Origin of the sequence: Cetobacterium sp. (genome assembly GCF_051658645.1) — a bacterium.
Classification (GTDB): domain Bacteria; phylum Fusobacteriota; class Fusobacteriia; order Fusobacteriales; family Fusobacteriaceae; genus Cetobacterium_A.
This window is the reverse complement of record NZ_JBOFMZ010000061.1, coordinates 1-22,906: the sequence shown is the minus strand read 5'-3', so window position 1 is coordinate 22,906 and position 22,906 is coordinate 1. Positions and strand designations below refer to the sequence as shown.

General features: G+C 31.1%; 21 protein-coding genes, 1 tRNA gene, 2 rRNA genes and 1 other annotated feature. All 24 genes read left to right on the top strand.

Annotated features, from left to right (window positions below):
* Positions 1 to 14: 14 nt before the first annotated feature.
* Positions 15 to 131, top strand: a 5S ribosomal RNA gene (gene rrf, locus ACRCZX_RS07255).
* Positions 132 to 299: 168 nt separating this feature from the next.
* Positions 300 to 452, top strand: a complete 153-nt coding sequence (gene rpmG, locus ACRCZX_RS07250; protein WP_438582260.1) for a 50S ribosomal protein L33 — start codon at positions 300 to 302, stop codon at positions 450 to 452.
* A 70-nt stretch (positions 453 to 522) separates the two neighbouring features.
* Positions 523 to 598 (top strand) — tRNA-Trp (locus tag ACRCZX_RS07245).
* 35 nt (positions 599 to 633) lie between these two features.
* Positions 634 to 816 carry a preprotein translocase subunit SecE gene (gene secE, locus ACRCZX_RS07240; protein ID WP_438582259.1) on the top strand — a complete coding sequence of 61 codons (183 nt, stop codon included), beginning with the start codon at positions 634 to 636 and terminating at the stop codon, positions 814 to 816.
* A gap of 1 nt (position 817) precedes the next feature.
* Entirely contained in the window at positions 818 to 1,417 is a 600-nt protein-coding gene (gene nusG / locus ACRCZX_RS07235) for a transcription termination/antitermination protein NusG (protein ID WP_438582258.1), read from the top strand.
* Between the two features lie 63 nt (positions 1,418 to 1,480).
* On the top strand, positions 1,481 to 1,906 hold the full coding sequence (rplK, locus tag ACRCZX_RS07230; RefSeq protein WP_438582257.1) for a 50S ribosomal protein L11: 426 nt from the start codon (positions 1,481 to 1,483) through the stop codon (positions 1,904 to 1,906).
* A gap of 80 nt (positions 1,907 to 1,986) precedes the next feature.
* Positions 1,987 to 2,691 (top strand): 50S ribosomal protein L1, encoded by a 705-nt coding sequence (gene rplA, locus ACRCZX_RS07225; RefSeq protein WP_438582256.1) that lies wholly within the window; start codon positions 1,987 to 1,989, stop codon positions 2,689 to 2,691.
* Between the two features lie 79 nt (positions 2,692 to 2,770).
* Positions 2,771 to 2,914, top strand: a sequence feature (ribosomal protein L10 leader region).
* 18 nt (positions 2,915 to 2,932) lie between these two features.
* Positions 2,933 to 3,457, top strand: coding sequence for a 50S ribosomal protein L10 (rplJ, locus tag ACRCZX_RS07220; protein ID WP_438582255.1), 525 nt, complete (start codon positions 2,933 to 2,935; stop codon positions 3,455 to 3,457).
* Positions 3,458 to 3,532: 75 nt separating this feature from the next.
* A complete protein-coding gene (gene rplL / locus ACRCZX_RS07215) occupies positions 3,533 to 3,895 on the top strand; it encodes a 50S ribosomal protein L7/L12 (protein ID WP_438582254.1) in 363 nt (120 codons plus the stop codon).
* A gap of 209 nt (positions 3,896 to 4,104) precedes the next feature.
* Positions 4,105 to 7,602 carry a DNA-directed RNA polymerase subunit beta gene (gene rpoB, locus ACRCZX_RS07210; RefSeq protein ID WP_438582253.1) on the top strand — a complete coding sequence of 1,166 codons (3,498 nt, stop codon included), beginning with the start codon at positions 4,105 to 4,107 and terminating at the stop codon, positions 7,600 to 7,602.
* 68 nt (positions 7,603 to 7,670) lie between these two features.
* A complete protein-coding gene (gene rpoC, locus ACRCZX_RS07205; RefSeq protein WP_438582252.1) occupies positions 7,671 to 11,615 on the top strand; it encodes a DNA-directed RNA polymerase subunit beta' in 3,945 nt (1,314 codons plus the stop codon).
* A 59-nt stretch (positions 11,616 to 11,674) separates the two neighbouring features.
* Positions 11,675 to 12,550 carry a YicC/YloC family endoribonuclease gene (locus tag ACRCZX_RS07200; RefSeq protein WP_438582251.1) on the top strand — a complete coding sequence of 292 codons (876 nt, stop codon included), beginning with the start codon at positions 11,675 to 11,677 and terminating at the stop codon, positions 12,548 to 12,550.
* Positions 12,551 to 12,562: 12 nt separating this feature from the next.
* Positions 12,563 to 13,117 carry a guanylate kinase gene (gene gmk, locus ACRCZX_RS07195; RefSeq protein ID WP_438582250.1) on the top strand — a complete coding sequence of 185 codons (555 nt, stop codon included), beginning with the start codon at positions 12,563 to 12,565 and terminating at the stop codon, positions 13,115 to 13,117.
* Between the two features lie 9 nt (positions 13,118 to 13,126).
* Complete coding sequence (rpoZ, locus tag ACRCZX_RS07190) at positions 13,127 to 13,345, top strand: DNA-directed RNA polymerase subunit omega (RefSeq protein WP_438582249.1); 219 nt, start codon at positions 13,127 to 13,129, stop codon at positions 13,343 to 13,345.
* Positions 13,338 to 14,327, top strand: a complete 990-nt coding sequence (locus ACRCZX_RS07185; RefSeq protein ID WP_438582248.1) for an FAD:protein FMN transferase — start codon at positions 13,338 to 13,340, stop codon at positions 14,325 to 14,327. Before rpoZ ends, ACRCZX_RS07185 begins: the two co-directional genes overlap by 8 nt.
* A 208-nt stretch (positions 14,328 to 14,535) precedes the next feature.
* On the top strand, positions 14,536 to 15,945 hold the full coding sequence (gene pykF, locus ACRCZX_RS07180; protein WP_438582247.1) for a pyruvate kinase PykF: 1,410 nt from the start codon (positions 14,536 to 14,538) through the stop codon (positions 15,943 to 15,945).
* A 65-nt stretch (positions 15,946 to 16,010) separates the two neighbouring features.
* Positions 16,011 to 17,318, top strand: a complete 1,308-nt coding sequence (eno, locus tag ACRCZX_RS07175) for a phosphopyruvate hydratase (protein ID WP_438582246.1) — start codon at positions 16,011 to 16,013, stop codon at positions 17,316 to 17,318.
* Between the two features lie 106 nt (positions 17,319 to 17,424).
* Positions 17,425 to 18,651, top strand: coding sequence for a tyrosine--tRNA ligase (gene tyrS, locus ACRCZX_RS07170; protein WP_438582245.1), 1,227 nt, complete (start codon positions 17,425 to 17,427; stop codon positions 18,649 to 18,651).
* Positions 18,651 to 19,121, top strand: coding sequence for a GNAT family N-acetyltransferase (locus ACRCZX_RS07165; protein WP_438582244.1), 471 nt, complete (start codon positions 18,651 to 18,653; stop codon positions 19,119 to 19,121). Before tyrS ends, ACRCZX_RS07165 begins: the two co-directional genes overlap by 1 nt.
* A 12-nt stretch (positions 19,122 to 19,133) precedes the next feature.
* Positions 19,134 to 19,772 (top strand): endonuclease III, encoded by a 639-nt coding sequence (gene nth / locus ACRCZX_RS07160; RefSeq protein WP_438582243.1) that lies wholly within the window; start codon positions 19,134 to 19,136, stop codon positions 19,770 to 19,772.
* Positions 19,773 to 19,859: 87 nt separating this feature from the next.
* Positions 19,860 to 21,023, top strand: coding sequence for a cysteine desulfurase family protein (locus ACRCZX_RS07155; protein WP_438582242.1), 1,164 nt, complete (start codon positions 19,860 to 19,862; stop codon positions 21,021 to 21,023).
* Positions 21,024 to 21,048: 25 nt separating this feature from the next.
* Positions 21,049 to 21,423, top strand: coding sequence for a Fe-S cluster assembly scaffold protein NifU (nifU, locus tag ACRCZX_RS07150; RefSeq protein WP_438582241.1), 375 nt, complete (start codon positions 21,049 to 21,051; stop codon positions 21,421 to 21,423).
* A gap of 62 nt (positions 21,424 to 21,485) precedes the next feature.
* The gene (locus ACRCZX_RS07145) at positions 21,486 to 22,613 is read left to right on the top strand and encodes a D-alanyl-D-alanine carboxypeptidase family protein (protein WP_438582240.1); all 1,128 of its coding nucleotides are present in this window, start codon (positions 21,486 to 21,488) and stop codon (positions 22,611 to 22,613) included.
* Positions 22,614 to 22,823: 210 nt separating this feature from the next.
* A 16S ribosomal RNA gene (locus ACRCZX_RS07140) occupies positions 22,824 to 22,906 on the top strand; the annotation flags it as partial.

Sequence of the window (22,906 nt, the reverse complement as noted above, 5' to 3'; positions counted from 1 at the left end):
AATAAAAAATATTGATTGGCAACGATAGCTATGGAGGTACACCCAGTAACATTTCGAACCTGGAAGTTAAGCCCATAAACGCTGAAAGTACTTGGGGGGCAGCCCCCTGGGAGGATAGGAAGTTGCCAATCTTTTTTTTATTTTGGAGTAAAAAAATATTGACAAAATTGTTAAAAAGTGGTATTATCATCTGTGTCTTAAAAAGAAAGCAATAAATAAAGGAAACTCTTTTTTACCATACATAGATAAATTGTATGGGAGGATTTGTAATATCCGTTAGATGAGTGGAGGTGTAAAGAGTGAGAGTAAATATTCAATTAGAGTGTACAGAATGTAAAAGAAGAAACTACAGTACTTCAAAGAATAAGAAGAACACTACTGAAAGATTAGAATTAAAAAAATACTGTAAGTGGGACAAAAAAGTAACAGAACATAAAGAAACTAAAAAGTAATTCTTAATTCTAAGAAGCATAATGCTTCTTAGTTAATTTTTAAAAAGTAAATCTATTTGCAACAACATGCAGGTCAATGGCTCAATTGGCAGAGCATCGGTCTCCAAAACCGAGGGTTGGGGGTTCGATTCCCTCTTGACCTGCCATTTTTTTATAAACTAAAATTATTTGGTGGTGCAAAGTGAGACTAATTAATGATGTGAGAAGAGAGTATTCTAAGGTTGAATGGCCTAGAAAAAAAGAAATTATTGCGGCAACTAGTTGGGTTGTTGCTATGAGTATATTTTTAGGAGTATACTTAGGAGTTTTCGATATAATTGCTTCAAGACTTTTAAAGATGCTTGTATCTCTCTTTGGAGGATAAAATGGAAAAAAGCTTAGTAAAAAAATGGTTTATGATTCATACTTATTCGGGGTATGAAAAAAAAGTTAAAACAGATTTAGAACAGAAAATAGAAACTTTAGGCTTATCTACTATAGTAACGAAAGTTTTAGTTCCTGAAGAGGAAACTATAGAAGAAAGAAGAGGAAAGAAAAAAATAATTTCAAGAAAACTTTTCCCAGGGTATGTTATGCTAGAAATGGAAGCTACTAGAGAGGAAAGTACAGACGGAATTAATTTTAGAGTAGACTCTGATGCTTGGTATGTTGTTAGAAATACTAACGGTGTAACTGGATTTGTAGGTGTAGGATCTGATCCAATCCCTATGGAAGATGAAGAGGTTGAAAATATTTTCTCTGTTATAGGATACAAAATTGATGACGATGAGAAAGCGCTTAAAGAAGTTATTAAAGTTGACTACGAAGTAGGAGATTATGTAAAACTTCTATCTGAAGGATTTGAAAACCAAGAAGGTAAAGTTGCTGAAATCGATATGGAAAATAGAAAAGTTAAGGTAATGATGGAGATGTTTGGTAGAATGACTCCTATTGAAGTAGACCTTGATGGTGTAAAAAAGGCTTAATTTAAATTAAGCCAGTGGGAGATTGGAAATCAAGACCCCAATTTTATGGAGGTGTAATTAAGAATGGCAAAAGAAGTAATATCAATAATAAAACTACAATTACCAGCTGGAAAAGCTAACCCAGCTCCACCAGTAGGACCAGCATTAGGACAACACGGAGTTAATATAATGGAATTCTGTAAATCTTTCAATGCAAAAACTCAAGAAAAAGCAGGATGGATTATTCCAGTTGAAATTTCTGTTTACAACGACAGATCATTCACATTCATCTTAAAGACTCCACCAGCTTCAGATTTATTAAAAAAAGCAGCAGGAGTTCAATCAGGAGCACAAAACTCTAAAAAAGATGTAGCTGGAACAATAAATACAGCTAAATTAAGAGAAATCGCTGAAACTAAAATGCCAGATTTAAATGCTGGATCAGTAGAAGCAGCTATGAACATAATAGCTGGATCAGCTAGATCAATGGGAATCAAAATAGAAGACTAATTAGAAGTCAATTCTTATTTATGTGATATTAAGTGGTAGGATGAAAACATCCGTTTAACCACAGAAGGAGGAAATTTTCAATGGCAAATAAAAGAGGTAAAAAATACCTAGAAATAGCTAAATTAGTTGAGCAAGGAAGACTATACGAGGTTAAAGAAGCTTTAGAACTTGTAAGAAAAACAAGAACAGCTAATTTCGTAGAAACAGTTGAAATTGCATTAAGATTAGGAGTAGATCCTAGACATGCTGACCAACAAGTTAGAGGTACAGTAGTACTTCCTAACGGAACAGGAAAGACAGTTAAAATACTAGCAATAACTTCAGGAGCTAACATAGAAAAAGCTTTAGAAGCTGGAGCAGATTTCGCTGGAGCGGAAGAGTACATCGAAAAAATCCAACAAGGTTGGTTTGACTTCGATATCGTAATCGCAACTCCAGACATGATGCCTAAATTAGGAAGACTGGGAAGAGTTTTAGGAACTAAAGGTTTAATGCCTAACCCTAAATCAGGAACAGTTACACCAGATATCGCAACGGCAGTATCTGAGTTCAAGAAAGGAAAACTTGCATTTAGAGTAGACAAGTTAGGATCAATCCACGCACCAATTGGTAAAGCGGATTTCTCTGAAGAAGCTTTATTAGAAAACTTCTCAGCTTTTATCAACGAAATCGTTAGATTAAAGCCTTCTGCTTCTAAAGGACAATATTTAAGAACAGTTGCAGTTTCTTTAACAATGGGACCTGGAGTTAAAATGGATCCAGTTCTAGTTATAAAAAAAGCCTAATTAAAGTTTGCAAAAACTTTATTAGTATGTTACAATTATAAAGTTGTAAAATTACAACTCAAAAAAAGTTGGATAAATAATTATATATAGATCCAAACCAAAGACCGTAGGTGACGTAAGTCTTAAAAATCCTGCCGAGGTTGGAAGAAGGTATTCACTAACCTCAATAGTTAGATTATGAGCCTCCGTTCCTACCTTGGAGCGGAGGTAATTTTAGAGTAAAAGAGGAGGTGAATCAATAATGGCAACTCAATTAAAAAAGGAGCTTGTAGCTGAATTAGTTGAAAAAATTTCTAGAGCTCAATCTATCGTTTTAGTTGATTATCAAGGTCTAAGAGTAAATCATGAGACTGAGTTAAGAAAACAAATGAGAGAGAACGGTGCTGAGTACTTAGTTGCTAAGAACAGACTGTTCAAAATAGCATTAGCAGAAGCGGGTGTAGCTGATAAATTCGACGATTTACTAGAGGGAACTACTGCATTTGCATTCGGATATGCTGATCCAGTAACTCCAGCTAAAGTAGTTTACGATTTAGAAGCAGCACAAGCAAAAGCTAACGCAAAAGCTAAGAAAACTATATTCACTATAAAAGGTGGAGTTTTAACTGGTAAGAGAGTAGAAGCAGCAGAGGTAGTAGCATTAGCTAAATTACCGTCTAGAGAGCAACTTCTTTCTATGGTTCTTAACGGAATGCTTGGACCGGTTAGAAAACTTGCTTACGCAACTGTGGCAATCGCTGAAAAGAAAGAAGCAGCAGCTGAGTAATAACTTGTTGATTTAGATTATTATTGATTTAATAAAAACGAAAAATATTTTAGAAGAAATTAAGGAGGAAATAAAATGGCATTCAATAAAGAACAATTTATAGCTGACTTAGAAGCTATGTCAGTATTAGATTTAAGAGAGTTAGTAACAGCTTTAGAGGAGCACTTCGGTGTTACTGCAGCTGCACCAGTAGCTGTAGCTGCGTCTGAGGGACCAGCAGCTGAAGAACAAACTGAATTTGATGTAGTATTAACTGCAGCAGGACCAAACAAGATATCTGTAATCAAAGAAGTAAGAGCGATTACTGGATTAGGATTAAAAGAAGCTAAAGAAGTAGTAGATAACGGTGGAAAAATCAAAGAAGCTATCTCTAAAGAAGAAGCAGAAACTATAAAAGCTAAATTAACAGAAGCTGGAGCTACAGTAGAAGTTAAGTAATAACCTTAAAAAGTTTGCTTTGGCAACTAGTTATACTTAAATGAAAAAAATAGGCACTCTAACGGGTGCCTTTTTAATCATTGTAATGAAAATTATTAAATAATCTATTAAAAAGGAAGTTAATACTTAATCTTTTGAAAATAAAAGGGCTTTTATTTTCCAAAGATTAGGTATTGATCACTATATGAAATAGTAAGGAGTGTGAAGTAATGGGGAAACTCGTTGAAAGATTGAATTTTGGAAGAATCGAAGAAAGAGGAAATATGCCTCATTTTTTAGAATTCCAACTGGATTCCTATGAAGATTTTCTACAAGCTAAGGAGGCTCCACTTAACAGAAAAGATAAGGGGCTTGAATCTGCTTTTAGAGAAATATTCCCTGTTGAGTCTTCAAATGGAGATATAAAGTTAGAGTATGTTGCTTATGAACTACATCAAGCTGATGGTCCATTGAAAGATGAGCTTGAGTGCAAAAAAAGAGGGAAAACTTATTCTGCTTCTTTAAAAGTAAGACTTAGACTTACTAATAAAAAGAGTGGAAATGAAATCCAAGAAACACTTGTTTATTTTGGAGAAGTTCCTTTAATGACAGAAAGAGGAACATTTATTATAAATGGTGCTGAAAGAGTTGTAGTATCACAATTACATAGATCTCCAGGAGTATCATTTAATAAAGAAGTTAACATTCAAACAGGAAAAGACTTGTTCTCAGGAAAGATTATTCCTTATAAAGGAACTTGGTTAGAGTTTGAAACTGATAAAAATGACTTTTTAAGTGTTAAAATTGATAGAAAGAAAAAAGTTTTAGCAACTGTATTCTTAAAAGCTGTTGATTTCTTTGATACAAATGAAGAAATAATGGATAACTTCTTAAAAGAAAAGGATATTAATTTATCAGAATATTATTCAAGATATTCAAATAAAGAGGAACTTATAAGTGTTCTTAGAACTAAGATTGAAGGAAGCTTTGTTAAAGAAGATATTTTTAATGAAGAAACTGGAGAGGTTCTGTTTGAAACTAAGCAACTAATAACAGAAGCTGTAATATTTGAATTGGTGGATTCAAAAATAGAAAATATTTTAATTTGGGAAGTAAAGCCAGAAGATAAAGTGTTTGCAAATACTATAGTAAATGACACTGGAGACACTAAAGAAGAAGCTGTAACAGAGGTATTTAAGAAATTAAGACCAGGAGATTTAGTAACAATTGATTCAGCAAGATCTTTAATAAAACAGATGTTCTTTAATCCTCAAAGATATGATTTAGAACCCGTTGGAAGATATAAAATGAACAAAAGATTAAAGATTAATCTTCCAGAAGATGAAATATTATTAACAAAAGAGGATGTATTAGCAACAATAAAGTATGTAATTTCACTTAATAATGGAAAAGGTCATACAGATGATATAGATAACTTATCAAATAGAAGAGTTAGAGGAGTTGGAGAACTTCTACTAATGCAAATTAAAGCTGGATTATCTAAGATGGGTAAAATGGTTAAAGAAAAAATGACAATACAGGATGTAGAAACATTAACTCCACAATCACTTTTAAACACTAGACCATTAAACGCATTAGTGCTAGATTTCTTTGGTTCAGGTCAATTATCACAATTCATGGACCAGTCAAATCCATTAGCTGAATTAACTCATAAGAGAAGAATATCTGCACTAGGACCAGGAGGACTTTCTAGAGAAAGAGCCGGGTTTGAAGTAAGAGACGTACATGATTCGCACTATGGAAGAATCTGTCCAATAGAAACACCAGAAGGACCAAATATCGGTCTTATTGGATCTTTAGCAATATATGCAAAAGTAAATTCTTATGGATTTATAGAAACACCATATGTAAAAGTAGAAAATGGAATTGCAAATTTTGATAATATTCATTATTTAGCAGCTGATGAAGAAGAGGGACTATTTATAGCTCAGGCTGATACGAAACTTGGACCAAATGCTGAATTATTAGATGATGTTGTATGTAGATATGGTCATGAAATAGTTCATATTCCAGGAGAAAAAGTACATTACTTAGATGTATCTCCTAAGCAAGTTGTATCAGTTTCAGCAGGCTTAATTCCTTTCTTAGAGCACGATGATGCAAATAGAGCACTTATGGGATCAAACATGCAGAGACAAGCTGTACCACTATTAAAAACAGAAGCTCCATTTATAGGAACTGGACTTGAAAGAAAAGTTGCAGTTGATTCAGGAGCGGTAATTTCAGCAAAAGCAACTGGTAAAGTAATTTATGTAGATGCTAAAGAAATTGTTATAGAAGATGAAGAAGGAAAATCATACAATCATAGATTATTAAACTTTGAAAGATCAAACCAAGCAATGTGTTTACATCAAACACCATTGGTAAGTTTAGGGGAAGAAGTTGAATTAAATCAAGTAATAGCTGATGGACCAGCAACAAAAGGTGGAGATTTAGCATTAGGAAGAAATATCTTAATGGCTTTCATGCCTTGGGAAGGTTACAACTATGAGGATGCAATTCTAATATCTGATAGATTAAGAAAAGATGATGTATTCACATCTATTCATATTGAAGAATATGAAGTAGAAGCTAGAAATACTAAATTAGGTGATGAAGAAATAACAAGAGAAATACCAAATGTATCTGAAGAAGCTTTAAAGAACTTAGATTCTAGAGGTATAATTGTTGTTGGATCTGAAGTTGGACCAGGAACAATTTTAGTAGGTAAAACAGCACCAAAAGGTGAATCTGAACCACCAGCAGAAGAAAAACTTTTAAGAGCTATCTTCGGAGAAAAAGCAAGAGATGTAAGAGATACATCATTAAAAATGCCACATGGATCTAAAGGAACAGTTGTTGAAATTCTTGAATTATCAAGAGAGAATGGAGATGATTTAAAAGCTGGAGTAAATAGATCAATAAGAGTATTTGTTGCAGAAAAAAGAAAAATAACTGTTGGAGATAAAATGTCGGGAAGACATGGTAATAAAGGTGTTGTTTCTAGAGTTTTACCAGCAGAAGATATGCCATTCTTAGCAGATGGTACACACTTAGACGTTGTAATTAATCCATTAGGAGTTCCTTCACGTATGAACATTGGACAGGTTCTTGAAGTTCACTTAGGAATGGCTATGGGTAAATTAAATGGTGGAACATATTTATCAACTCCAGTATTTGATGGTGCAACAGAAGAGCAAGTAAAAGATTATTTAGAAAAAGCTGGATACCCAAGAAAAGGTAAAGTTACATTATTTGATGGAAGAACTGGAGATAAATTTGATAATCCAGTAACAGTTGGAAGAATGTATATGTTAAAGCTTCATCATCTAGTTGAAGATAAAATGCATGCAAGAGCAATAGGTCCTTACTCATTAGTAACGCAACAACCTCTTGGAGGAAAAGCGCAATTCGGAGGACAAAGACTTGGAGAAATGGAAGTTTGGGCTTTAGAAGCATATGGAGCTTCAAATATCCTTCAAGAAATGTTAACAGTTAAGTCTGACGATGTAACGGGTAGAACAAAAACTTATGAAGCGATTGTAAAAGGGGAAGAAATGCCAGAAGCAGATCTACCAGAGTCATTTAAAGTTCTATTAAAAGAGTTCCAAGCGTTAGCATTAGACGTAGAACTATTTGATATTAATAATGAGTTAATTAATGTTAATGAAGAGTTAGGAAAAGACGAAACAATAGTTGAGTTTTCTTTATCTGACCAAATAAACTAATTTTAAGTAAAATTGAATATGATGATAGATGAAAGCTTTATCTCATTTAAGGAGGCTTTGTATTTAATATGGGAATTAAAAGTTTTGAGAAGATTAGAATTAAACTAGCTTCTCCAGAGAAGATAGAAGAATGGTCGTACGGAGAAGTTACGAAACCAGAAACAATAAACTATAGAACATTAAATCCAGAGATGGATGGATTGTTCTGTGAAAGAATATTCGGGCCATCAAAAGATTGGGAATGTTCTTGTGGAAAATATAAAAGAATGAGATACAAAGGACTAGTTTGTGAGAAATGTGGAGTTGAAGTAACTAAGTCTAAAGTAAGAAGAGAAAGAATGGGGCATATAGATTTAGCTGCCCCAGTAGCTCATATTTGGTATTCTAAAGGAACACCAAATAAGATGTCTCTTATTTTAGGTATTTCTCCAAAAGAGTTAGAATCAGTTTTATACTTCGCTAGATATATAGTAACGGCAAGTGAAGAGCCAACTTTAAAAATTGGTAAAATAATAACTGAGAAAGAGTATAAACTATACAAACAAATGTATGGAAGACAATTTGAAGCAAAAATGGGTGCTGAAGCTATTTTAAAATTATTAGAAATGATAAATTTAGAAGAGTTAAGATTAGAATTAGAAAAAGAACTTGAAGATGTAAATTCAGCTCAAAAAAGAAAAAAATTAGTAAAGAGATTAAAAATAACTAGAGACTTTATAGCATCAGGTAATTTACCACAATGGATGATATTAAAGAATGTTCCAGTTATACCAGCTGATTTAAGACCAATGGTACAATTAGATGGTGGAAGATTTGCTACTTCTGACTTAAATGATCTTTACAGAAGAGTTATCAATAGAAACAATAGATTAAAGAGACTTTTAGAAATAAAAGCTCCAGAAATTGTAGTTAAAAATGAGAAAAGAATGCTTCAAGAAGCAGTTGATGCTCTAATTGATAATGGAAGAAGAGGAAAACCTGTTGTTGCACAAAATAACAGAGAGTTAAAATCACTTTCTGATATGTTAAAAGGTAAGCAAGGTAGATTTAGACAAAACCTTCTTGGAAAAAGAGTAGATTACTCTGCAAGATCGGTTATTGTTGTAGGACCTTCTTTAAAAATGCATCAATGTGGAATACCGAAAAAAATGGCACTTGAGCTTTATAAACCTTTCATAATGAGAGAGTTAGTAAAAAGAGAGTTAGCTACAAACATAAAAACAGCTAAAAAATTAGTTGAAGATGCAGATGATAAAGTATGGGATGTAATTGAGGATGTAATCCAAGATCACCCAGTACTATTGAATAGAGCTCCAACTTTACATAGATTATCAATTCAAGCTTTTGAGCCAGTTTTAATTGAAGGAAAAGCAATAAGACTTCATCCACTAGTATGTTCTGCATTCAATGCCGACTTCGACGGAGACCAAATGGCAGTTCACTTAATGTTATCACCAGAAGCAATAATGGAAGCTAAACTTCTAATGTTAGCTCCTAATAATATTATATCTCCATCAAATGGAGAACCAATAGCTGTTCCATCTCAGGATATGGTTATGGGATGTTTCTATATGACAAAAGATAGACCTGGAGCAAAAGGAGAAGGGAAATCGTTCTCTAATAAAGAGCAAGTTTTAACAGCTTATGATAGAGATATATTGGATACTCATGCTGTTGTAAATGTTAGAATAAACGGTGGAATGGTAAAAACTACTGCAGGTAGAATAATGTTTAATGAAATATTACCTGAAGAAAATAAAGAATACGATGTAACTTTCGGAAAATCTCAATTAAAAAAACTTATAGGAACATTATATGAGATGCATGGATTTACAAAAACTGCAGAACTAATAAATGAAATTAAAGACTTTGGATATCACTATGCAACATTTGCTGGAATTTCAGTTGGTATTGAAGATTTAGAGATTCCAGAAAGTAAAAAATCAATATTAGAAGAAGCAGATAGAAAAGTATCAGATATCGAAGCTGATTATAAATCAGGAAAAATAATCAACGAAGAGAGATATAGAAAAACTGTAGCTCTTTGGGCAGATACAACAACAAAAGTTACAGATGCAATGATGAGTGGGCTAGATCAGTTTAACCCAGTTTACATGATGGCAAACTCTGGAGCCAGAGGATCAATTGCCCAGATGAGACAACTTGCTGCAATGAGAGGAAACATGGCAGATACACAAGGTAGAATCATCGAGGTTCCAATTAAAGCTAACTTTAGAGAAGGATTAACAGTTTTAGAATTCTTCATGTCATCACATGGAGCTAGAAAAGGTCTAGCGGATACTGCGTTAAGAACTGCCGATTCTGGATACTTAACAAGAAGACTTGTTGATATTTCACATGAAGTTATTGTAAATTCAGTTGATTGTAAAACTCATGAAGGGATTGAAGTAGCAGAACTAGTTTCAGATGGTCAAGTAATTGAGAAATTATCTGAAAGATTATTAGGTAGAGTGCCTGCTGAAGATGTAGTTTTCGAAGGCGAAATTATTTCTAGAAGAAATGAAATGTTCACAAAACAACAAATCGCTAAAATAACAGAATTAGAAATAAAGAAAATAAAAATTAGATCTCCATTAACATGTGCTCTTGAAAAAGGAGTTTGTCAAAAATGTTATGGAATGGATTTAGCTAACCATAAAGAAATTTTATTAGGAGAAGCGGTTGGAGTTATAGCAGCTCAATCAATCGGAGAACCTGGTACACAGCTTACAATGAGAACGTTCCATACAGGAGGAGTTGCTGCAACTACTGCAACTGCAACAAGTATAAAAGCTGAAAATAATGGAAAAGTTGTATTTAAAGATATAAAAATTCTAGAAAACCAAGAAACTCAAGATAAAATTGTTGTTTCACAGTCTGCTAAAATTTTAATTGGAAATTATGACTATGAAATTGCATCTGGATCTATATTGAAAGTAGAAGAAGGACAAGAGGTTAAACAAGGAGATATCCTAGTTACATTTGACCCTTATCATATACCTATTATAGCTAACCAAGATGGAAAAATAGAATACAGAGAGCTATATGTAAAAGAAAATTATGATGAAAAATATAATGTTACAGAATATATGGCAATAAAAACTGTAGAATCAGGAGATTCAAACCCAAGAATTGTTATTTTCGATGAAGAAGGAAATGCTAAAGAAAATTACTCAATACCATTTGGAGCTTACTTAATGGTTAGAGAGGGAGAATCTGTAAGAACTGGAGAAATCATAGCTAAGATTATAAAAGAAGGAGAAGGAACGAAAGATATCACTGGAGGTCTTCCGAGAATTCAAGAGCTATTTGAAGCTAGAAATCCTAAAGGAAAAGCTATTCTGTCTGAAATAGATGGAAAAGTAGAAGTTACTGGAAGAAAGAAAAAAGGTATGAGAGTAATTATAATCAGATCTATTTTCGATACAGAAAACTTCAAAGAATACTTAGCACCAGTTGGAGAACATTTAGTTGTAACAGACGGAATGTTAATAAAAGCTGGAGATAAAATAACAGATGGAGCTATATCACCATTTGATGTTCTAAATATTAAAGGGTTAGTTGCAGCAGAGCAGTTTATATTAGAATCTGTACAACAAGTATATAGAGACCAAGGTGTTACTGTAAATGATAAACATATAGAAATTATCGTTAAGCAGATGTTCAAGAAAGTAAGAATAGTAGAATCAGGTTCTTCATTATTCCTAGAAGATGAAGTTGTAGAAAAGAGAATTGTTGAATTAGAAAATAAAAGATTAAAAGCTGAAGGAAAAACAGAGATCAACTATGAGCCTGTTATCCAAGGTATCACAAAAGCAGCAGTTAATACTGGAAGTTTTATATCAGCAGCATCATTCCAAGAAACTACAAAAGTACTTTCAAATGCAGCAATAGAAGGTAAAGAAGACTTCTTAGAGGGATTAAAAGAAAATGTTATTATAGGTAAAAAGATTCCAGCAGGAACTGGATATAAAGCTTATAAGAACATAGTTCCAGTTGAGATAGAGGACTAATAAAATAGGCGACTTTGTCGCCTATTTTAGCATTTTATTTATGAGAGGTTGATATTATTATGAGAAGTATGACAGGTTATTCAAAAGAGTATTTTGAAAATGAAAAGTATGTAATATCTTTAGAAATAAAGAGTGTAAATAACAAAAATTTAAATTTTAAAATAAAGTCACCTCATATACTAAATTTTTTGGAAAATAAAATCAGAACAGAGGTTACTTCTAGAGTTATAAGAGGAAGTATTGATTTAAAAATTGAATTTCAAGATAAAAGAGAAGTAGATAATTTATTTGAATATGATAAAAATATGACTGCCTCTTATTTGAAAGTTTTAAGCACTATAGAAAATGAATATAACGAAAATTTTAGTAACAAGCTTGATTTATTAGTTAAAAATTTGAATGTTATAAGAAAAAATGATTTAGAAATTGATGAAAATGAATATGAAGAATTTATAATAAAAAATATACATTCTCTTTTGGATTCTTTTGTTGAAATGAAAGAATCTGAAGGGATGAGAATGAAAAAATATTTTCTAGAATGTATAAAAGTTATTGAAAAAAATGTAGAAGAAATAAAACTATCAAAAGAAAATATTGTTATAAACTATAAAGAGAAGTTATTGGAAAGATTGTCAAAAATAACGGACATAGATTTTAATAATGAAATTCTTTTAAGAGAAATTTTATTATTTACAGATAAATCAGATATTTCAGAAGAAATTTCGAGGTTAGAGAGTCATCTTTGTCAGTTGAAAATAGAGCTAGAGTCTACAAATATAGGTGTAGGAAAAAAGATTGATTTTATTCTTCAAGAGATTTTTAGAGAATTAAATACCTCAGGGGTAAAATGTAATTTATACGACATTTCAAAACTAATTGTAGAATGTAAAAATGAAATTGAAAAGATTAGAGAACAAGCTCTAAATATAGAATAAAGGAGAAGAGAAATGAAAAAGGGAGAACTATTTATTGTATCAGGACCAAGTGGTGCTGGGAAATCAACAATATGTAGAATAGTTAGAAAACAGTTAGGTATTAATTTAGCTACTTCGGCTACAACACGTGCTCCAAGAGAGGGAGAATTACACGGAAGGGATTATTATTTCTTGACAGTAGATGAGTTTAAAGCTAAAATTGAAGAAAGAGAATTCTTAGAATACGCAACTGTTCATACTAACTACTATGGAACTTTGAAGTCTGAAGTAGAATCAAGACTATTATCTGGTGAAAATGTAATTCTTGAAATAGATGTTCAAGGAGGACTTCAGGTAAAAGAAGTATATCCAAACTCTCATTTAATATTCTTCAAAACTCCAACGATGGAAGATTTAGAGAGAAGACTAAGAGGAAGAAAAACAGATAGTGAAGATACAATCCAAATTAGACTAAAAAATTCAATAAAAGAATTAGAATATGAAAAAAATTATGACATTACAATTATTAACTATACTGTTGAAAAATCATGTGATGAGTTAGTAAAAATTATAAATTCTAAAAAATAGGAGGATTTTATGAAAAAAATGATTACTTATGATGAATTATTAGATGTAATACCTAATAAATATATATTAACAATAACAGCAGGAAAAAGAGCAAGAGATTTAGGTAAAGGTGCAGTTGTACTGACAAAAACTTCTAAAAAAGATAGTGTTATTAGAAAAACTTTTAAAGAAATACTAGATAAAAAGATAACTTTTGCTGATATAGAAGAGGAAATAATAAATGATTAAGAGTAGAAATATATTTCTACTCTTTTTACTTTTTTTGTTAGTTTTAGGTTGTGAAAAAAAGCAGCAAAGATTAGATGAAGAAAAATTTGCATTTGGAACATTTTTTAAAATAAGTGTATTTTCTGAAGATAATATTAATTCTAAAAGTAGTATAGAAAAATCTTTTGAAGAAATTAAAAGAATAGATAATACCTATAATAGCAAAGTTGAAAACAGTTTATTTTTTAATTTAAATAAAACTAAAAAAGAAAAAATAAATGAGGAAGGAATTTATCTTTTTAAGAAAATAGAAGAAACATATAATTTATCAAATAAAAAATATGATATAACAATGGAACCACTTATGACTGTTTGGGGTTTCTCTGATAAAGTAGAGCCAAGAAAAAAGTTACCCACAGAATTTGAGTTAGAACAAGCAGCTAAAAATATTGATTTTTCTAAAATAGTAATAGAAAAAGGAGTAATATTTATTCAAAAAGATGGTGTAAAAATAGATACAGGTTCATTTTTAAAAGGCTATGCAGTAAAAAAAGCTAGTGAAAAATTGAGAGAGTCAGGTGTGAAAAGTGGGTTTATATCAGCAATTTCTAGCATAGAAGCTATAGGATTAAAAGGAGATGGGAGTCCTTGGAAAATTGGAATACAAAATCCAAATAATTCTTCAGAAATTATTGGAACAATAGAATTAGTTAATCAAAGTATGGGAGTTTCTGGTGATTATCAAACTTATGTAGAGATAAATGGTGAAAAATTCCATCATATAATAGATAAAAAAACTAAATATCCTGTTAAAGATAAGAAAATGGTTGTAGTTGTTAATAAAGATTCTTTTGAAGCTGATTTATACTCAACAGCATTTTTTCTTATGCCAATAGAAAAAATCTTAGAAAAGGTGAATAACACACCAGATTTAGAGGTTTTAATTGTAGATAAAAATGATCAAATAATTGTTTCAAAAAATTTAAAGTTTAATAAGAAGTGAAGAAAGTAAAAAAAAAAATCTTGAAATTTAAATAGAGAGTATTATTTTAAAAAAAAGTGGGAATAATAGATTCAAAAAAAGGTAAAAAATAGATATTTAGCAAGCTTGACTTTAACTAGTATATTAGATAAAATTTGAGTAATAAATGTTATGGATGTAAAAAATTTAAATATAGATTAAACTAATTATAGGAGGGATTTAAGGAACTATGAAAAAAACTAAAATTGTATGTACAATAGGACCAAAAACAGAATCAGTTGAGGTATTGTCAGAATTATTAAAAGCTGGAATGAATGTTATGAGAATGAATTTTTCGCATGGAAGTCATGAAGAGCATGGAAACAGAATTGTAAACTTGAAAGAAGCTGTTAAAAATACAGGAATTAATGCAGCTGTATTATTGGATACTAAAGGACCAGAAATCAGAACTATAAAATTAGTTGGTGGAAATGATGTTTCTTTAGTAGCTGGACAGAAGTTTACAATAACAACAGATGAAACAGTAATAGGGGATTCTACAAGAGTTGCTGTAACTTATAAAGAGTTAACAGAAGACTTAAAAGCTGGAAACATTGTTTTAATCGATGATGGATTAATCGAAATGGAAGTTGAAGAAATTGTAGGAAACGAAGTAAGATGTATCGTTAAAAACAGTGGAGATTTAGGAGAGAATAAAGGTGTTAACTTACCAAATGTTTCACTTCAGTTACCAGCATTATCTGCAAAAGATATTGGAGATTTAAAATTCGGATGTGAGAAAAATGTTGATTTCGTAGCAGCATCTTTCATTAGAAAAGCTGATGACGTAAAATCTGTAAGAGAAGTTTTAGATGCAAATGGTGGAGAAAAAATAAAAATAATTTCTAAAATAGAAAACCAAGAAGGATTAGACAATTTTGATGAAATATTAGAATTATCTGATGGAATAATGGTAGCAAGAGGAGACTTAGGAGTAGAAATTCCTGTAGAAGAAGTTCCTTTCGCACAAAAAATGATGGTAGAAAAATGTAACCTAGCAGGAAAAGTTGTAATTACAGCAACTCAAATGTTAGATTCTATGATAAAAAATCCTAGACCAACAAGAGCAGAAGCTACAGATGTAACTAATGCAATTTTAGATGGAACAGATGCAATAATGTTATCTGGAGAAACAGCAAAAGGAAAGTATCCTATTGAAGCTGTAACAGTAATGAGAAAAATCGCTGAAAAAACAGATCCTTTAATCGCTTTTGAAATCGAAAATGAAGAGGAAATTACAATAACTGAAGCTATGGCTAGAGGAACAGTAGACGTATCAGAAGCTTTAGGAGCAAAATTAATTGTTTCTGGAACTGCATCTGGAAAATCAGCAACAGCTTTAAGAAAATATTTCCCAGAAGCTTTTATCTTAGCTATAACAAATAATGAAAAAACATATAATCAAATGATATTAACAAGAGGAGTAATTCCTTGTCTAGATTTGACAGCTAAAAATTTAGAAGAGTTCTATATTTTAGCAGAAAAAAAGGCAGTAGCTTTAGGACTTGCTAATTCTGGGGATATTATAGTAGCTTCATGTGGAGAAGAAGTATTCAAAGCAGGAACAAGTAACTCAATGAAAGTTATAAAAATAAAGTAATTACAAATTTAAAGCTTAAATTTTAAAGTATAAACTTTTAAAAAAATCTAAGGAGGATTCAAAAAATGACTAGAATAGTTGAAGTTAAAGGAAGAGAAATTCTTGATTCAAGAGGAAACCCAACAGTTGAGGTTGACGTAATATTAGAATGTGGAGCAATGGGAAGAGCAGCAGTTCCATCTGGAGCATCTACAGGAGCTTACGAAGCAGTAGAATTAAGAGATAAAGATAAAGCTAGATACTTAGGAAATGGTGTTTTAAAAGCTGTAAACTTCGTAAATGGAGAAATTAAAGAATTAGTATTAGGAATGGACGCAACTAATCAAGTAGCAATTGATAAAGCTATGATTGAATTAGATGGAACTCCAAACAAAGATAGATTAGGAGCAAACGCTATATTAGGTGTTTCTTTAGCAGTAGCTAAAGCAGCAGCAGCAGCATTAGGATTACCATTATACAAATATTTAGGAGGAGTTAACGCTAAAGAGTTACCTTTACCTATGATGAACATATTAAATGGAGGAAGTCATGCTGATTCAGCAGTAGACGTTCAAGAGTTTATGGTTCAACCAGTTGGAGCTAAGACATTTGCTGAAGCAATGAGAATGGGATGCGAGATATTCCATCACTTAGGAAAAATCTTAAAAGCTAACGGAGATTCAACTAACGTTGGAAATGAAGGAGGATATGCTCCAGCAAAAATCAACGGAACTGAAGGAGCTTTAGATATTATATCTCAAGCAGTTAAAGCAGCAGGATATGAGTTAGGAACTGATATCACTTTCGCTTTAGATGCAGCAGCAACAGAATTCTGTGTTGAAAAAGAAGATGGAACATTCGAATACCATTTCAAAAGAGAAGGTGGAATAGTAAGAACAACTGAAGAAATGATCGAGTGGTACGCTGGATTATGTGAAAAGTATCCAATCAAATCTATTGAAGATGGATTAGGAGAAAATGACTGGGCTGGATTCCAAATGTTAACTGCAAAAGTTGGAAAAACTATTCAAATAGTTGGAGATGACTTATTTGTAACAAATACAGAGAGATTAGCAAAAGGAATTGAATTAAAATCAGCTAACTCAATCTTAATTAAATTGAACCAAATTGGAACTTTAACTGAAACTTTAGATGCAATTGAAATGGCTAAAAGAGCTAACATGACTGCAGTAATTTCTCATAGATCAGGAGAAACTGAGGATGCTACAATAGCTGATATTGCTGTTGCAACAAATGCAGGACAAATTAAAACTGGATCAACTTCAAGAACTGATAGAATGGCTAAATATAACCAACTATTAAGAATTGAAGAAGAGTTAGGATCAGTTGCTCAATTTAATGGAATGGAAGTATTCTATAACACAACAAAATAATTGATTTATTTAAGAGAGACCTCAAAGTCTCTCTTTTTTATTACCCTTTAAAAATAAATATCTTTATGTTACAATAGAGTAAAAATTAGATTGTGGAGGAATATATATGTCAAATGTTTTTGAAGTTTTAAAAGATCGTGGGTATGTAAAACAGATGACTCATGAAGATGAGATGAAGGTTTTATTAGGAAAAGAGAAAGTAACTTTTTATATAGGTTTTGATCCGACAGCTGACAGCTTACATGTAGGTCATTTTATAGCGATGATGTTCATGTCACATATGCAACAGCACGGGCACAGACCAATCGCTTTAATTGGCGGTGGAACAGCTCAAATAGGAGATCCAAGTGGAAGAACTGATATGAGACAAATGATGACTGATGAAATAATCGCTCATAATGTAGCATCAATAAAAAATCAAATGGAAAAGTTTATAGATTTCTCAGATGGTAAAGCTTTACTGGTAAATAATGCAGATTGGTTAAGAGGACTTAACTATATAGATTTTATAAGAGATATTGGTTCTCAATTTTCTGTAAATAGAATGTTATCAGCAGAGTGCTTTAAATCTAGAATGGAAGAGGGAGGATTGTCGTTCTTAGAGTTTAACTATATGTTAATGCAAGGCTATGATTTCTTAGTTTTAAATAGAAAATTTGGATGTACAATGCAGTTAGGTGGAGATGATCAGTGGTCAAATATGATTGCAGGAGTAGACTTAATAAGAAAGAAAGATAGAAAGCAAGGCTATGCAATGACATGTACTTTATTAACAAATAGTGAAGGTAAAAAAATGGGTAAAACAGCAAAAGGAGCGTTGTGGTTAGATTCTGCAAAGACATCTCCTTATGAATTCTATCAATACTGGAGAAATTTACCAGATGCTGATGTTGCTCAACCTTTAGCATTACTAACATTTTTGCCTATGGATGAAGTAAGAAGATTATCAGCTTTAGAAGGTGCAGGTATAAATGAAGCTAAAAAAGTATTGGCATATGAAGTAACAAAAATTATTCATGGAGAAATTGAAGCGCAAAAAGCAAAACAAGCAGCAGAAACTCTATTTGAACAAGGTGGAATAGATTTATCGAATGTTCCAACATCTGAAGTAACAGAAGATGTAATTGGAAAAGGTTTAGTTGATTTGATGGTTGAATTAGATTTATTAAAAACTAAAAGTGAAGGAAGAAGACTTGTTCAGCAAAACGGATTAAGTATAAATGATGAAAAAATAGCAGACTTCGCTCTAGAAATAACTAAAGAATTATTTGTTGATGGTGCAATTATGATAAAGCAAGGAAAGAAAAAGTACAATAGGATTGTAATAAAGTAGTGATAATAATTAGAGAGAGTACGGTAGATGATATAGAAAATATATATAACCATCTTAATTTAAATTATGTAAAAAAATATTCTGAAAATCATGAAGAAGAAGAAAGAAAGAGTTATGACAGATGGTATAGATTTTTGATAAATTCTTCTAATTATGCAATGTTTACTGTCGAAGATTTAAGAGGTGTTTTTTTAGGAAATATTAGATTTGAACTTGATGGCAATAAATGTGCTGAAATATCAGTTTATTTAGATGAATGCATAAGAGGAAGAGGTTATTCTACGATTATGGTTAATGCTAGTATAGAGGAATTGAAATTTAAATATCCAAACATAAATTATATAACAGCATATATTTTAGAGGAAAATGAAAAATCAATTTATTGTTTTGAAAAATCTGGATTTGAATTTAAAGGTCAAATAGAACATGGTGGAATTGATTATTTTTTATATATAAAAACTTTAGATTGATGGAGGGGATTTTTGAGAAAAAAGGAAAGAGTATTGAATGTTATAGAAATTTTAAAAAATAAATTTGGTCATCCTGAGTGTGCTCTCAAATATAAAACTCCATTTGAATTACTAGTAGCTGTAATACTTTCAGCACAATGTACAGATATAAGAGTAAATATAGTTACAGAAGAAATGTATAAAATAGTTAATACACCAAAACAATTTGCAGAAATGCCAATAGAAGATATTGAAAACTTAGTAAGAAGCACAGGTTTTTATAGAAATAAAGCAAAAAATATAAAATTATGTAGTCAAAAATTAATTGAAAAATTTGGTGGAGAAGTGCCACGAAAAATGGATGAATTAATTGAGTTAGCAGGAGTTGGTCGTAAAACAGCTAATGTAGTAAGAGGAGAAATTTGGAGGTTAGCTGATGGAATTACTGTTGATACTCATGTTAAAAGATTGACTAATTTGATTGGAATTGTAAAAGAAAGTGATGTTTTAAAAATAGAGAAAATTTTAATGAAAATTGTTCCAAAAGAATATTGGATAGACTTCTCTCACTATCTAATTCTTCAAGGAAGAGATAAATGTATAGCAAGAAGGCCTAAGTGTTCAGAGTGTGAAATAAAAAGTTATTGTATTTATGGAAACATGGGATCATAAAAAACTTTTAAATTGTTGACATAGATAATAAACAATGTTATTATCTTAGTGTAAAATACCAGTGAAGAATTGAAGGAGACGATAACCATGAGAGTTTATCTGGATAACAATGCAACTACAAAAATGGATCCAAAAGTATTGGAAGCGATGATGCCTTTCTTAACAGAAGAGTATGGAAATGCATTTAGTATGCATATTTTTGGTAGAGAGACAGGAATAGCTGTTTCAGAAGCTAGAGAGAAAATTGCGACATTATTGAAAGTTAAATCAGAAGAAATTATATTTACAGCTTCTGGTACTGAATCAGATAATATTGCAGTTAGAGGAGTAACAAAAGCCTATAAAAATAGAGGAAATCATATAATAACAAGTTCGATAGAACACCCAGCTATAAAAAATACATTTAAAGATTTAGAGCAAGATGGATATAAAGTAACATTTTTACCTGTTGATAAAAATGGAGTTGTTAGTATAAAAGCTTTAGAAGAAGCTATAACACCAGAAACAATTTTAATTTCAATTATGCATGCAAATAATGAAGTTGGAACAATAGAACCAATAAAAGAAATTTCAGAAATAGCAAAAAAAAATAGGATTCTATTACATGTTGATGCGGTTCAAACTGTTGGTAAAATTCCATTTTCTCCTAAAGAGATAGGAGCAGATTTACTTACATTCTCTGCTCATAAGTTCTATGGACCAAAAGGAGTTGGAGGACTATATATAAGACAGGGTGTAAGAGTTGCAAAAACAATTACAGGCGGAGGTCAGGAAAAAAAACTTAGACCAGGAACAACGAATACTCCAGGAGTAGTAGGTATGGCAAAAGCTTTAGAACTTGCTTATCAAAATATGGAATATGAAATAAAAAGAGAAGAAGAGTTAAGAGATTACTTTGAAAATAAAATTCAAGAAAAAATCCAAGAGGTAGTTGTTAATTCGAAAAATGTAAAAAGACTTCCAGGAACATCAAGTATAACATTTAAGTACTTAGAAGGAGAATCGATACTACTATCTTTAAGTTACTTAGGAATTGCAGTTAGTTCAGGTTCAGCTTGTTCATCAGATGAATTACAAGCTTCACATGTACTTTTAGCAATGGGAATAGAGCCTGAATTTGCTCACGGAACTATAAGATTTAGCTTAGGAAAGTATAATACAAAAGAAGAGTTAGATTATACAATAGAACAAGTTGTAAAAGTTATAGATAAATTAAGAACGCTTTCACCTTTATGGAATGAATATAAATAATAAATTAAAAACTAAGGAGAAAATTATGCAATATACAGAAAAAGTAATGGATCATTTTATGAATCCTAGAAATGTTGGTACGATGGAAAATCCAGATGGTTATGGAAAAGTTGGAAATCCTTCTTGCGGAGATATCATGGAAATATTTTTAAGAATAGAAAGTGATGTTATAACAGATGTTAAATTTAGAACTTTCGGTTGTGCTTCTGCAATAGCAACATCATCAATATCAACAGAAATGGTTTTAGGAAAAAATATTCATGAAGCTTTAGCAGTTACAAATAAGGTAGTAGCGGAAGCGTTAGGAGGTTTACCTGCAACAAAGATGCACTGTTCAGTTTTAGCTGAGGAGGCTTTGAAAGAAGCCATTGAAGAATATTTGGCTAAAAAACAAAAATAATGTATAATAATTAGGAGTCACATTTATGTGATTCCTAAATTTTTTATTTGGAGGAAAAAGCTATGAAGAAATTAGTTGTTATTTTAATGTTAACTGTATCAACACTATCGTTTACAAGTAAAGCAAAAGTTGTTAAAGATAATACCCCTGATTATAGAGCTTATGTTTTAGGAGATGATAAGGGACATATATTTTATCAAGAAAATGCAACTCAAAAATACCCGCTAGCCTCTGTGACTAAAGTTATGACTATATTAGTAACTTTAGATGAAATAAGAAAAGGAAATATAAGTTTAAATGATGAAGTGATTATAGATTGGGAAATATTAAGTGTGGGTGGAAGTTTAATTCCGATGGAAAGTGGAGAAAAAATTCTTGTTTCAGATTTGCTGAAGTCAGCAGCGATAAAATCAGCAAATAATGCTGCCTATGCTTTAGCAAAACATTCTGGAAAAGGAAGTATTACAAAGTTTGTTGAAATGATGAATGAAAAAGCAAAAAAAATTGGATTAGAAAATGATTTAGAATTTTATACTCCTGCAGGATTACCAGATCATATGACTAAAAAAAAATTGGATATGGGTACTGCAAAAGGAATATATATATTGTCACTAGAAGCTTTGAAATATCCAGAATATATAGCAATAGCGAGGCAAAAAACAGCTGAAATAAAAAATGGAACATACAAACTTAAAAGTACAATTCACCTTTTAGATAAAGAAGGTATCTATGGTTTGAAAACGGGATATCATACAAAATCAAGATTTAATATTGCTGTTTTAAGCAATAAAGATAATGCAAATATTTCAACTGTTGTACTAGGTGGAAAATCTACGAAAATAAGAGATGATAAAGTTTTAACATTAAATCAAGTTTTTCATGAAAATTATAAAAATAAAAAAATTATAAAAATTGATACTCCGATTTTATCAATACCTTTATCAAAAGGATATATACCAGAAGTAAAAATTTATCCAACAAAAAATTTCTCGAAAATAATTAGAAAAAATGCGGATGTTTCTATTATAACAGAAAGAGATAAAATATTAATAGCACCAATAAAAAAAGGAACAGAAGTAGGGAGTTACAAAGTTTTAGTGAATGGTGAAAAAGTTTTTGAAGATAAATTAATTGTGAAAAAAGATGTTGAAAAAAAAGGTATTTTAAATAGAATTATAGAATTTTTTTAAAAAAATAAAAAAAGGTGTTGACTTAATTTAAAAAAAATGGTATTATAATTTTTGTCAGCAGGAAATACAGCTGGCAAGAATTATAAGGACATTAGCAACCGAATAGAGAAAATAGTCAGAATGTTGTGCAAACAACAAAATACCAGTAATGGTAAAACCATTTAGATGGTTAAAAGGTGTAAAGAAAGTCTAAGGACTTAAAAATATATTTGAATGAAGAGTTTGATCCTGGCTCAGGATGAACGCTGACAGAATGCTTAACACATGCAAGTCGATTCGATTTACCTTCGGGT